This is a genomic window from Natronorubrum halophilum (assembly GCF_003670115.1).
Classification (GTDB): Archaea; Halobacteriota; Halobacteria; order Halobacteriales; family Natrialbaceae; genus Natronorubrum; species Natronorubrum halophilum.
The window spans coordinates 303911-316169 of sequence record NZ_QQTY01000005.1 but is presented as its reverse complement, the minus strand read 5'-3'; the positions used below and the strand labels follow the sequence as shown (position 1 = coordinate 316169).

Below are 12259 nucleotides of genomic sequence, written 5' to 3'. Positions count from 1 at the left end.
GGGTACGATAGCCGTCGCCACCGGGCAACACGAATGCGACCGCGGTTCGACGGCCAGCACCGGGGCCGTCAGTCAGAAATGAACTTGTTATCCCGCCAGTTGACGCCACCCTGACCCGAGTTGTGGTCTCGAGGGCCTTCGACGACTTCGATGTCGGCCGGCCGGGGCTCGCCTTCGACGATTCGGGTCGCCTCGAGATCGCCGTCGCGTTCCGAAATCGCCGTCAGCGTCCCCTTCTCCGCGGCTTCGGCGATGCCACAGAGGACGAGGAACATCTGGTACTGGAGCAACGAGTTCTGCAGGACGGTTTCGCGATCGCCCTTGAATGCGGCGAACTCGACGAGTTCGGACTCGATTTCGTCCTCTTCGTCCTCGTCCCAGCGGAACGAGTTTCGTCGTTCGTCCGGGTCCTCCTCGTAAACCCGGTTTTCGGTGACGCTCGCTTTGAGCTGAGCCGTCGGGGTGTACTTGCTGACCGACTCGTCTTCGGCGACGGCTTTGAGGATGAGTGTGTTATTTCGCCGCGTGATCTCCACGTCGGTGACGCCATCCGGATACGTCGCCTCGTCGATATGGGTGCGAAGGTCTTCGAGGGGCAGTTCGAGGGTTGAATGCAGTCGATATACGTGTCTGGATTCCTCTGTTGACATAGTGGGAAGGTGTGCGGCGACAGTCGCTGGGTTCCTAGTACGAGCGGGTGACTTATATGATCTGCTATTGAATACGTGGCGATGTGTTCGGATAAATTTAACGTCGTTTCTAGCTGTCGTCTGGTGTTGCGTTGAGCGTCTCGGCCAGTTCGCCGCGTTCTTCCAACTCCTCGAGAATGTCTGAACCGCCGACGAATTCGCCGTCGACGAACGTCTGGGGGGTCGTCTCCCAGCCGCTGTGGGAGTTGAGCGCGACGCGGAACTCGTCGAGCGAGTCGAGGACGTCGACGGTCTCGAACTCGTCGCGGTGCTGGTCGATCAGACCGAGGGCCTTGCGGGAGTACCCACACTGAGGCATCAACTCGGTCCCTTTCATGAAGAGAACGACCTCGTTCTCCGCGATCGCTTCGTCGACCTGCTCGTCGACCTCGTCCTGATCGAGACCCTGGTTCGGTGGGAAGTCCATGTCTATGCATACGTTGTCGAACGGGGATATGCCTTGCGTCATCACGGCTCGCTCGGAGCGGAGAGCGGAGGCGGTAGTCGCGACGCCGGCTGGAAGCGGTGGCGAGGACGAATCTCGGATGGAGCGGGTTTCGGCATCGGCCCGCGACGGAGGGCCCTAGGCCGGATCGAGCCTGATGATTCGATCGTCGTTCGCGCTCGGGAACTCGCCGCTCGCTCGACCGTCCCGATTCGACGTGAGCAGGTACAGCGAGCCGTCGGGGCCGGATTCGACGTGTCGAAGGCGGCCGAACTCCCCCTCGAACAGCGTGTGCGCCGTGGCGGTAAACCGGTCGTCGAGCCACGCGGCGTCGTAGCGAACGCCGTCGTCGTCCTCGAGCTCTTCGTTTCCGCTTCCGAGACGGAGCGTAACGACGACCAGGGCATTGGAAGCGAGTCCACAGACGAGGATGCGGTTCTCCCACGGCTCGATCGCACGCCCGTCGTAGAACGCGAGGCCGGATGGCCCCCACGTCGTCTCGGGGCCGGTGTTGACCACCGGGGGTATCGCGTCATCGTACTCGTCGTAACCGCCGTAATTGGGATCGTCCGGGCCGCCGCGAACGATATCCCAGCCGTAGTTTCCGCCCGCCCGGAGGATCGAGATCTCGTCTCGAGCGCTCGGCCCGTGTTCGGCGAGTATCGGCGTTCCCTGCGGGGTAAAGTCGATGCCCTGTGGATTTCGGTGGCCGAGCGTGTACGTCCGCGCGTCACCGCCGTCGCCCCAGTCGACGGGTTCCGAAACGGGGTCGCCGTCGGCCGTAACGCGAAGGACCGCACCGGCACGCGCGCCGGGATCTTGCGTGAGCGCGGGGTCCTCGGCGTCGCCGGTCAGCACCCAGAGCGTTCCCTCGGGGCCGAACGTGATTCGACCGCCGTTGTGTATCGTCGCCCCGGGAATTCCGTCGAGAACGGTCTCGAGGGTATCCGACTCGAGATCGTAGCTGACGACTCGGTTCCCGATCTCGCCGTCGTCGGCCGTGTAGTAGACGAACAGCTCCGGTCGGTCGGGGTACGCCGGATGGACCGCAATCCCCAGGGTACCGCCCTCTCCGGGTGCTGCCCGGTCCGGGAGCGACGAGCCCTCGAGGATCACGTCGCCATCGTCGGGACCGAAATCGGCGTCTTCGGCCAGCGCTGACGCGTCGAATCGGCGCACGCCGCCGTCGCGCTCGGTGAGGTAGGCGTCGTCGCCGGCGAACGCGAGGTCCCACGGGATCTCGAGACCGGCGACCGCCGTCGTCGAGGCGACGTCGTCCTCGGAGGGGGCTCCTTCGGCGGGTCGCCACTCGGGTTCGGTCCAGTCGTCGTCCGGTCGCTCCGCGGGCGTCGCAAGCTCCACCCCGTCGGGTTCGGAGGGGCCGAGACAACCGGCAACGGCGATCGAGAGGCCGAGCGACGCGAGGACGCGTCGCCGCGTTGGCGAAACCATACTCGAGGGGACGGACTGACAACGGGAATGTACTTCGGTCGGTGCGAACGGTTCGACGAGCGGCGAATCAGTCGGTCACCGCGGCGGATGAACCGCGCTCGGCACCACCGGTCGCCAGAATCTCCGGGTATGTGCGCCGATGAACATCCCTCGTCGACGGCCAGTAAGCGGACCACCGAGGTGGGGGACTCGAGGGGACCGTCCTTCCTCGCGGGGTGAACTGCGTGAACGTCGACGGTAGGAACGGGTTTCCAACGCCTTTAGGCGGGATAGCTATCCAACAGCGTATCGTACGCTCAGATCTGTGGTGCTGGAACAGACGGACGCCTTTCGGGTGCTCGCAAGTGCCGATCGGCAGCTCGTGCTTCACGAGTTACTCGCTCTCGGTCGCGACGAATCGATGTCCGTCACCACCCTCTCCGAACGGGTCGCCTCCCGACGAAACGGCATCTCGCCCGAAAAGATCAGCGTGGGAAAGACGGATCGCGCGCAGGTCCGACTCGTCCACCTTCATTTCCCCCAGCTACTGTCCCGCGATATTATCTCGGTCGACTGGGACGACAACGAGGTGTCGCTGACCGACGACGAGAACGTGGAGACGCTCCTCGAGGCCGCCGAGGAACTCGAACGGTGGCCGCCGGAGGATCGGTTGACCGGCTGATCGCTCTACGGTTCTTCGCCTTCGAACGGCACGAGCTGCAGCTCCGTCGCTCGAACAGTCCGTCGAACCCGCGACGAGCGACGACGCGTCAGTCTGCAGTTGGCGTCGTCGTCAGGACGTCGAGTTTTTCGGCGGCGTACCCGAAGACGTCACGGTAGCCGTTCGGAGACATCAACACCGGATAGAATGGCTCCTCGGCGACTTGCGTCTCACCGTCGGCGGCCGCGAAGGGGTCGCCGGCTTCGACCACGGCGAAGTTTTCGACGAAGACCTCGTAGGTGCTCGCCTGCTCTTTGCCGATGACGTCGGTGAGTCGGTAGACGGGCAGATCCCGACCAACCGTATCGCCGGGCAACGCATCCACGGCCGTCAGGAACGTTCGAGTCAACCGGTCGGCGTTCTGGGCGGCCGTCTCCGATCCCTGCATTCCGCACTCGACTTCGATCGTCTCGACTTCGGAGAAGAGCCGTCCCTCCGCGAAGTTACTCGTCTCGACCATCGCCGCGACCGGAAGCTGTGGCACCACCGTCTTCGCCGTCTCGGTGACGTTGTTAACGATCGCGAAGGGCTCGGCGTGACTCTGGGTCGAATGCATCGAGAAGGTGAGACAGTCCTCGAGCTCGTCGACGAGCCGGGCTGCGAGCTGACCTTCGTGGGTCGCTACGTCCGGAGCGCCCGGGAACGCACGGTTGAGATCTTCATCGACGAACCGCACCTGTCGCTCGAGGGCCTCCTCGTTGGCGACGATGAGCTTGACGGGCCGCTCGACGGTCGGGCGTTCGTCGAGCAACCGCTCGACGGCCCGGACGCCACAGGGTTCGTCCCCGTGGATCCCCGCCACGACTGCGAGTTCCGGCGTTCCCGATCCAAGCTGTGCAACTCTCATTGTCGAATAGTGGGACTCCGACGTCAAAGGCGATTCGGTCTCTCACGAATCCAGGTATTCTGATAGAGCGTGAATGACGCACAATACCACGGGACTCCGTTCCAGTGAAGCGCTGTTCGATCGCCGACCGGGGACGAACTGTCACTCCGAGAGCGTCTCCGCGTACTCGAAATCGACCGCTCGAACGGGCGGTTGCTCTCTATCAAGCGGAATTCGCCAGCCGTCGACTCGGGACGGGTCCTCGAGTGCGTTCGTGATCGCGGTTCGGACCTCGAGCAGGTCGACGCCGTAGTAGTCTCGAGGAACGTCCTGAAGATACTGAAGCGCGGTCCGGAAGAGCGATTGCATGCCGTCATCGTTCGCGAAATCGACGCGTTTGTACGCGCCGGCGGCGACCTGAACCATCCCGTGGCAGAAGGCGCTTTCGGCGGTTCCCCGGCCGTAGTTGTACCACTCCGTCTCGAAACAGTCGTGGCTCTCGTGGTACGCGCCGGCGTTGAACAACCTGACACCGTGAACCGTCGCGCGCCGGAGCGTCGCGTGCTCCCAGCGCCCGTCTGCGGCCAGCCACCCCGTCGGATTCTCGGTTTCGGGAGGCGGCGCGACGGTCGGATCGCTGGTGTGGTCGTCCATGGGCTGTGGAGTAGTCCGTGTATACCGTCGGACGGAGCGAGTGAGAGTCTTTCGCCGAACGTCGCGGCGAACGCCTCGGCGTCCCGCAGACGAACCACTGCTGTCGCGGGGGTCCACGGCTCCGTCCCCTCGTCTTCGTTGGTTATCTCCGAGCACGACCGGCTCGAGCGACCGTCAAACTCGAATGCTGCCCGGTATCGTACAGCCGGTCGAACATCAGATTATTTACGTTTGTACGATCAGGAAAACTAACTGGATGCGATACCCCAACTGGCGATGTCGGCACTGCGGGGCGCGACTCTACGAGCACGTTAACGGCGGATATCTGTGTTTGAACTGTGAACGGCGATACGCCGCCGACTTCGCGGAGTACGCGGCCTGAAGCTGCGGGCCCAACGGTATAGGACGCGACGCGCAAACGACGGTGTATGGAGACACGCTGGGTAACCGTCGACGGTGTCAACCTCCCGCTGCCCGAAACGTGCACCGCCGACGAGATTCGATCGGCCCTACACAAGCCCGACGACGCGGCACTGATCGCGGTGACGGGCGACCTCGTTTCGGTCGTCCACGAGGAGGAGCGCCCGCTTGCGGAGATGGTCGCCGGCTGTGCTGACGCGTACTACTTCAAACGGCCGTCGGAAGCCGCTCGGAACGACGTTCTCGCCGCCCCGGAAATCGAGACGGCGCTGACGGACCCGACGACGGACGAAACCACCTTTCGGCTGCCGGGCATCGATCACTGAGGGTCCGTTTTCGACGAGAGAGACATACGGTTTCGGCGTGGATTCACGATCCGTTTCGCCCGCGGTCGAATCCGCGGCCGCAGTTTCTGATCCGGATCGTTTCGGCAGTATGGCTGTCACTTAAATAGTAGTCGTTCGCGTTGCGAATGCGGCCACGGGACGCCTTCGTAACAGGAAGTGGTTACGCCTCACCGAAAGCTATATTCGCGAAGGATCAGACGTAGTATCTATGACGATACAACGACGAGCGTACATCGCGACGGTCGGCGGCGGCGTCGTAGCCGGTCTCGCCGGCTGTACGACACTGGGTGGCGACAACGATGACGAAGCGGGGATCAGCGGTGAAACGCTCACCCTGACCACGACAACGAGCACCTACCAGACGGGTCTTCTCGACGAACTCAACGCTCCCTTCCAAGATCGGTACGGCGTTACCGTCGAAGCCATCCCGAAGGGGACCGGTGATGCACTCGAGACCGCTCGAAACGGCGACTCCGACGCGGTGATGGTTCACGCCCGCTCGCTCGAGGACGAGTTCATGGAAGACGGCTACGGCGTCAACCGCCGTGATCTGATGTTCAACGACTTCGTCATCGTCGGGGGACCCGACGACCCCGCATCGATCGCGGGCAGCGACGACGCGGCCGCTGCGTTCGCCGCCATCGCCGATTCAGAATCGATGTTCTTTTCTCGCGGCGATAACTCGGGGACGCACACGAAGGAACTCGAGATCTGGGACGAAGCTGGGTTCGACGTCGAGTCGGCCGGTGAGTGGTATAACGACAGCGGTGGCGGAATGGGGGAGATTCTGAATGTGGCCAATGAACGGGAAGCGTGCACGTTGGCCGACCGCGGAACGTATCTGTCCATGCGGAGTAATATCGACCTCGAGATTCTCGTCCAAGGCCCCGTCGAAGGGGGACCCGAACTCCTCGCGAACCCGTACGGGATCGTCGCGGTCAACCCCGCGGTTCACGACCACGTGAACTACGATCTCTCGATGGCGTACATCGGCTATCTCACGAGCGTCGAAGGACAGGAAATCATCGAGAATTACACGGTCGAAGGCGAGCAGCTGTTCTTCGCCAAGGCGTTGGCGGAAGACCCCAACTTCCAGCAGTACGTTCCGGCCGGGTGGCAGAGTTCGGACGGTGACGACTAACGGACACGAGGATGCCACTCGAAATCAGTCCGCTGACGCCGTTGTTGCTCGAGGTTCCATTCGAGTGGAACTACATTCGAAGTATCATCCGCGTCTCGCTGTACGTGAGTCTCGTCGCGGTGACGTTGAGCACGCTGTGTAGCCTCCCGGTCGCACTCTTCGTCGGATTCAAGGACTTCCGCGGGAAGGCGCTGCTCACGTCGATCATCAACACCGGCATGGGATTTCCGAGCGTCGTCGTCGGACTCGCCGTCTTGTTCGCGGTGTCCAATCAGGGACCGCTCGGGTCGCTCGAACTCGTGTTCACCCCAGAAGCGATGATCATGTCGCAGTTCGTGCTCGCAACGCCGGTTATCGCCGGCGTCAGCCTCGCCGCGGTGAGCAGCGTCGAACGAAACGTCCGCGACGCGGCGTTTGCGATGGGTGGGACGCGACTCGACGTCGCCCTGGTGACGATCAAGGAGGCTCGATACGGGATCGCGACGGCAGTGCTCGCGGGCTTCGGACGCGCGATCAGCGAAGTCGGGTCCGTCCTCATCGTCGGCGGGAACATCGCCGGCGCGGACGGAACCTCGAGGACGCGAACGCTCACCACTGCGATCCAACTGGAGGCCCAACAGGGGCGGTACGAAACGGCGATGATTCTCGGCGGGATTCTCGTCGTCCTCGTGTTGCTCGTCAACGCGATCGTGGTTCGATTGGGAAGCGACGACGGGGGCTACCGATGACGCTCGAGGCGAGAGCCGTCCATCACGGGTACGAGAACGAATCCGTCTTCGAAGGCGTTTCCCTGTCGGTACCGCCCGGTGAGGTCGTCGCGGTCATCGGTCCGTCCGGGGTCGGGAAATCGACGCTGCTCCGATTACTCGCGCTCTTCGACGCCCCGGACCGCGGTTCGATCGAGTACGACGGCTCCGACGTCTGGCGGCTATCGGAACAGTCCCGACTCGAGTTCCGCCGCCGCATCGGCATGGTCTTTCAGGACGCGAGCCTCTTCGACGCGAGCGTTCGTCGGAACGCCGAGTACGGCTTACGGGTCCGTCAACCGTGGACCGACCGTCTTCGTCGGGAGCTCTCGAGTATCGTCGGCCGAACCAACGGGACTGGCGACGCGATCGACGCGCTCGATACCGTTGGCTTACGGGAGCGGGCCGATCAAGACGCCTCCTCGCTCTCGGGCGGCGAGGCACAGCGGGTCGCGTTCGCCCGCGCGCTAGCGTACGAACCCGATTATCTCCTCCTCGACGAACCGACGTCGGATCTCGATCCGCGAAACACGGCTGTCATCGAAGACGCCGTTCGCGAGGCGAGAGATCGCGGAATCGGCGTCGTTATCGCGACGCACGACATGCACCAGGCCGAACGGATCGCGGATCGAGTAGCGGTACTGCTCGGGAACGAGATCCTCGAGGTCGGAGCCACCGAGACGGTCTTCGAAGATCCCGCCGACGAACGGACCCGGAAGTTTATCGACGGTGAACTGATATACTGATCGTGTCGTTCGACACCATCCGGGCTGACCACATCGTGTGACCGTCCTCACGTACCGCTCCAGGGAGACAACATGACGATAGAAAAGGAATACAGCACGAAGCTCTCGGTCGAGGGCGTCACGATCGGTCAGCGCGACATCGAGATGCTCGACGCGATCGACCGGTACGGATCGATGCACAAGGCGGCCGACGAACTGGGACGATCGTACGCGCGGCTTCAGAACCGCGTCGTCGAAATCGAAGACGCCGTCGGACCGATCACGGAGCGACAGCGAGGCGGAAGCGGTGGCGGCGGGACCGAACTCACGCAGACGGCACGGGAATTGCGCCAGCAGTTCGATCGTCACGAGGCCGAACTCGACGGCGTCGCACGGGTCACGGAGTCGGTCTTTACGGGGACCATTCGAGACCGAACGGGGGAACTCGCGACCGTCGAGACGGGTCTCGGACCGATTTTGGCCCTGGTCCCCGAGGGCGCGAGCGACGTCCAGGTTACCGTTCGCTCCGACGCAGTCGTCCTGACGGATCCGGACGAGACGCCGCAGGCGGACGGCACCAGTCTCCGGAACCAGTTCACCGGGACCGTCGAGCGACTCGAGCCCGGCGACGCGATCACCAGAGTGACGATCCGGCTCGCGGCGGACGTCACGATCCAGGCGCTGATCACGAACGCCAGTTCGGACCGGTTAGCGCTCGAGCCGGGGCGGTCGATCACCGCATCGTTCAAAGCGACGGCTGCGAGAGCGATTCGGATCGGCTCACGGGACTAAGCGGTCGTTTTGCGCGGCTCTGCCGACGAATCGAGTAACCGAGTTGCTCGAGGATGGAGGCCGACAAAGTGTCGCGTATGTCGTGCTCCGTCCGGGGTTTGAACGACGCGAAGACGTGCTCGCTACGCTGCGCGCGACTGGTCTCATTCAAATCCTCGGTCATCGGCTCGAAAGGCCGAAATGATTGGCCGGGCTACACCAACGGAACGAGCACCTTCGGCGCTTTCAATCGGGCCTCCGTTTTATTTCAACAAAATTATTATCAATGGTTGAATTGAGTACCAGTCCATGTCGGACCAATCGGATTCTGAAACAGGTGGTCCAGCGGAGTGGTGGAACGGCGTATACGAAAGCGAAATCGCCCCTCCCTGGGATATTGGCAAGCCACAGCCAGCTCTCGTGAACGCCGTTGGGAGTGACGGATTATCCGGTCGCGTCCTTGATGTTGGATGCGGAACTGGAACACATGCACTCTGGGCAGCAACCGAGGGACACACAGCCGTGGGCATAGATTTCTCCAAAAAAGGAATCGAGCAAGCACGGAAGAACGCCGAAGAACGGGGCCTCAATGCGACGTTCCGAGTCGCAAATGCACTGGACTTTCCCAACGATATCGGAACGTTCGATACCGTGCTGGACAGTGGTCTGTTCCACGCGTTCCAGAGTGAAGAGCGCGAGGACTACGCTTGCGAACTCGCCAGTATCGTCTCGATGGGGGGTCGTGTGTTCCTTGTCGGATTTGCTGCAGGTGCTCCAGCGGATGGAGGACCGAACCCGCTCACTCCTGATGACGTATCCACCGCCTTTGCAATAGAGTGGAACGTCCTGGAAACGCGGGAAGTAACGTTCGAGACGCGCGAAACCTCGTTTCCAGGTTTACTCGCGATTGTCGAGCGAGTCTGAGCGGTGGTGACCGGCATGCACTTTAGTCTGTCAGCGCGTTCACCTACTCCAAGGCGAAATAAACTTCAACTTCTACAGAGCGAAGTTCAGCATCTAAATTGGCGTCATCACGTGTATTCCCATGCGTTTGCTTGTTCCAAGTCATCAAATGTCATCTCAGTCTTTTCATGAGAGGAGTATCATCTGTGACCGATACGCACCTTATGTGCAGCATAGCTCCGGAACATCATTTACAGCTGTACAATCGACAGTAAGTTTGCACTCATTTAACCCGTAAAGTGGGTTTATGTTCATTCTATGTTATGTGTGAAAACTGCGAGACGGCGAAGCCGTCTTAGTGCTTCATCTGGGATTTGAACGACGCGAAGACGATCCCGCTCGCTTCGCTCGCGGGCCGGTACCTCTCCGATTCAAATTCCAGAGCGTCCGCTTTTTGCTCACTTCGTTCGCAAAAATGCTCCGTCTGGGATTTGAACCCAGGTCATCGGCTCGAAAGGCCGAAATGATTGGCCGGGCTACACCAACGGAGCGTTCACTGCGTTCTCACCCCGTGCCTCGACGGACCTGCCCATCTCGCCACCGGAGCGCGTGTCGAACGCATTAGCTGATTGCGGGGGGCTAGTAAAAAACGTTCCGTTCCGCTCCCGTAGTGGCACGCCCTGACGTGCTCAAGTCGCCGCCAGATCGCAGTTTCATTTGTTCTCGGACGCTCGAGTCGGTCACCACCACTCCGTTTCTCGTTCGATCTGTCCGTCAGCAGGCTACGAAACGGCCTCGGGACAGCGCGATATCCGATAGTCGACGCGATGAACTCCAAGTACCACCGTCACCTCAACGCTTTTGATGCCGCGATACGAGCTATCTCGCATGAAATACGTTCGATTCCGCGATCCGGCCGGTGCCGTCCGCCGCGGCGAGTTCGAAAGCGGCCACGTTCACTTCGCGAACGAGAGCTACCGCCTCGAGGACGACGACATCGACGTCTTGCCGCCCTGCGAGCCCTCGAAGATCGTCTGTATCGGCCGCAACTACGCCGACCACGCCGACGAGATGGGGAACGACGTGCCGGACCGGCCGCTGCTCTTCTTGAAGCCGCCGAACGCGCTCGCCGGTCACGGCGACACCGTCACCGCACCCGCGGGGAAAGAACGGATCGACCACGAGGCGGAACTCGGCGTCGTTATCGGCGAACAGTGCCGCCACGTCCCCGAATCCGAGGCGATGGACGTCGTCGAAGGGTTCACCTGCGTGAACGACGTCTCGAATCGCGACGACCAGCAGGAAGAACAGAACTGGATCCGCGGCAAGGCGTTCGACGGCTCCGCGCCGATCGGTCCGCTGCTCGCGACGCCCGACGAGGTGCCCGACGACGCGTTCGTCCGCTCGAGAGTCAACGGCAACCTGAAACAGGACGGCTCGCTCGAGCAACTCATCTTCCCCATCCCGGAACTCATCGCCGAGATCACGACGTACATGACCCTCGAGCCGGGCGACGTGATCGCCACCGGTACCCCCGAAGGCGTCGGTCCGCTCTCCGACGGCGACGAGGTCGAGATCGAGGTCGAAGGCGTCGGGACGCTGTCCCACTCGATCCGCCGTCCCTGATCGGCCCGCTTTCGGCTCCGTCTCCGACACCATCGCCGGCCGCCCACCAGTCCCGACCGACTCGAACCGAACCGCTTTCCCCGCGTTCGAGCGAACGCGACCGTATGACCGTTCGATTCGGCGCGGTGGCCGTCGACTGGTTCGGGCTCGCGAGCGTTCGGCTCGAGGGCCAGACCGGGGCCGTCATCTACGCGGATCCGGGTCCGGAAGCGTACGGCGTGCTCGAGGGCTACGAGCCGCGGGACGGCGATCTGATTCTCGTCAGCCACGGCCACCACTACGATCCCGACTCGATTCGGCGGGTGGCCCACGAGGACGCCATCGTCGTCGTCCACGAGTCGATCGACGCCCGCGAGATCGATCGGGTGGACGAACAGCCGGAGGAACTCCCCTACGAAGTCGAGCGCGTCCGCGCGGACGAGTCGTTCGTCCTCGGGCCGCTGGACCTGTTCACGACGCCCGCGTACAACGATCCCGAAGGACCACACGTCGACGAGCACGGGGAACCGCACCACCCCGAGGGACAGGGCTGTGGTTTCGCGGTCACCGTCGACGGCGTTTCGGCGTTCTGGCCCGGCGACACCGACGCACTCCCGTTCCACGAGGAGATGCGCATCGACCTGTTCCTCCCGCCGATCGGCGGCACGTTCACGATGGATCGCCACGAGGCCGCCGCGCTCGCCGAGCGGATCGAACCGGATCTCGTGTTGCCGGTCCACTACGACACTTTCGAGGCGATCGAGACCGACGCGGACGCGTTCGTCGTCGACGTCGCGAACCGTAACGTGCCGGTGGTCCTCGACGAACGGTAGTG

Annotated in this window: 14 protein-coding genes and 2 tRNA genes; 9 read left to right on the top strand and 7 right to left on the bottom strand. The window is 62.7% G+C overall.

What is annotated here, in order from left to right:
• Positions 1-68: 68 nt before the first annotated feature.
• The 3 genes from DWB23_RS20445 to DWB23_RS20435 all read right to left on the bottom strand — a co-directional run bounded on the left by DWB23_RS20445 (position 69) and on the right by DWB23_RS20435 (position 2586).
• Positions 69-650 carry a DUF7110 family protein gene (locus tag DWB23_RS20445; RefSeq protein WP_121744630.1) on the bottom strand — a complete coding sequence of 194 codons (582 nt, stop codon included), beginning with the start codon at positions 648-650 and terminating at the stop codon, positions 69-71.
• Between the two features lie 109 nt (positions 651-759).
• On the bottom strand, positions 760-1116 hold the full coding sequence (locus DWB23_RS20440; protein ID WP_121744629.1) for a glutaredoxin family protein: 357 nt from the start codon (positions 1114-1116) through the stop codon (positions 760-762).
• 156 nt (positions 1117-1272) lie between these two features.
• A complete protein-coding gene (locus tag DWB23_RS20435) occupies positions 1273-2586 on the bottom strand; it encodes a PQQ-dependent sugar dehydrogenase (RefSeq protein ID WP_121744628.1) in 1314 nt (437 codons plus the stop codon).
• A 304-nt stretch (positions 2587-2890) separates the two neighbouring features.
• Between DWB23_RS20435 and DWB23_RS20430 the strand changes: the two genes are divergently transcribed.
• Positions 2891-3247 (top strand): DUF7344 domain-containing protein, encoded by a 357-nt coding sequence (locus DWB23_RS20430; RefSeq protein ID WP_338067833.1) that lies wholly within the window; start codon positions 2891-2893, stop codon positions 3245-3247.
• An 88-nt stretch (positions 3248-3335) separates the two neighbouring features.
• Here DWB23_RS20430 and DWB23_RS20425 read toward each other — a convergent pair whose 3' ends face one another.
• Together DWB23_RS20425 and DWB23_RS20420 are read right to left on the bottom strand one after the other, a co-directional pair.
• Positions 3336-4133: a M14 family metallopeptidase gene (locus DWB23_RS20425; protein ID WP_121744627.1), complete on the bottom strand. Its 798-nt coding sequence runs from the start codon at positions 4131-4133 to the stop codon at positions 3336-3338.
• Between the two features lie 141 nt (positions 4134-4274).
• Positions 4275-4766, bottom strand: coding sequence for a DUF309 domain-containing protein (locus DWB23_RS20420; protein WP_121744626.1), 492 nt, complete (start codon positions 4764-4766; stop codon positions 4275-4277).
• A 428-nt stretch (positions 4767-5194) separates the two neighbouring features.
• Between DWB23_RS20420 and DWB23_RS20415 the strand changes: the two genes are divergently transcribed.
• From DWB23_RS20415 to DWB23_RS20395, 5 genes are all read left to right on the top strand, one after another.
• The gene (locus DWB23_RS20415; protein WP_121744625.1) at positions 5195-5512 is read left to right on the top strand and encodes a hypothetical protein; all 318 of its coding nucleotides are present in this window, start codon (positions 5195-5197) and stop codon (positions 5510-5512) included.
• A 229-nt stretch (positions 5513-5741) separates the two neighbouring features.
• Complete coding sequence (locus tag DWB23_RS20410) at positions 5742-6674, top strand: substrate-binding domain-containing protein (protein ID WP_121744624.1); 933 nt, start codon at positions 5742-5744, stop codon at positions 6672-6674.
• 11 nt (positions 6675-6685) lie between these two features.
• The gene (locus DWB23_RS20405; protein WP_121744623.1) at positions 6686-7402 is read left to right on the top strand and encodes an ABC transporter permease; all 717 of its coding nucleotides are present in this window, start codon (positions 6686-6688) and stop codon (positions 7400-7402) included.
• Positions 7399-8166 carry an amino acid ABC transporter ATP-binding protein gene (locus tag DWB23_RS20400; RefSeq protein WP_121744622.1) on the top strand — a complete coding sequence of 256 codons (768 nt, stop codon included), beginning with the start codon at positions 7399-7401 and terminating at the stop codon, positions 8164-8166. Before DWB23_RS20405 ends, DWB23_RS20400 begins: the two co-directional genes overlap by 4 nt.
• A gap of 72 nt (positions 8167-8238) precedes the next feature.
• Positions 8239-8937, top strand: a complete 699-nt coding sequence (locus DWB23_RS20395) for a TOBE domain-containing protein (RefSeq protein ID WP_121744621.1) — start codon at positions 8239-8241, stop codon at positions 8935-8937.
• 83 nt (positions 8938-9020) lie between these two features.
• On the opposite strand, the gene DWB23_RS23210 is transcribed toward DWB23_RS20395, so the two are convergent.
• Positions 9021-9145, bottom strand: a tRNA-Glu gene (locus DWB23_RS23210).
• 80 nt (positions 9146-9225) lie between these two features.
• On the opposite strand from DWB23_RS23210, the gene DWB23_RS20385 reads away from it, so the two are divergent.
• Positions 9226-9840, top strand: a complete 615-nt coding sequence (locus DWB23_RS20385) for a class I SAM-dependent methyltransferase (protein WP_121744620.1) — start codon at positions 9226-9228, stop codon at positions 9838-9840.
• 455 nt (positions 9841-10295) lie between these two features.
• Here DWB23_RS20385 and DWB23_RS20380 read toward each other — a convergent pair.
• Positions 10296-10370 (bottom strand) — tRNA-Glu (locus DWB23_RS20380).
• A gap of 337 nt (positions 10371-10707) precedes the next feature.
• Here DWB23_RS20380 and DWB23_RS20375 point away from each other — a divergent pair.
• Together DWB23_RS20375 and DWB23_RS20370 are read left to right on the top strand one after the other, a co-directional pair.
• The gene (locus DWB23_RS20375; protein WP_121744619.1) at positions 10708-11445 is read left to right on the top strand and encodes a fumarylacetoacetate hydrolase family protein; all 738 of its coding nucleotides are present in this window, start codon (positions 10708-10710) and stop codon (positions 11443-11445) included.
• Positions 11446-11549: 104 nt separating this feature from the next.
• Positions 11550-12257, top strand: a complete 708-nt coding sequence (locus DWB23_RS20370; protein ID WP_121744618.1) for an MBL fold metallo-hydrolase — start codon at positions 11550-11552, stop codon at positions 12255-12257.
• The last annotated feature ends 2 nt before the right edge of the window (positions 12258-12259 follow it).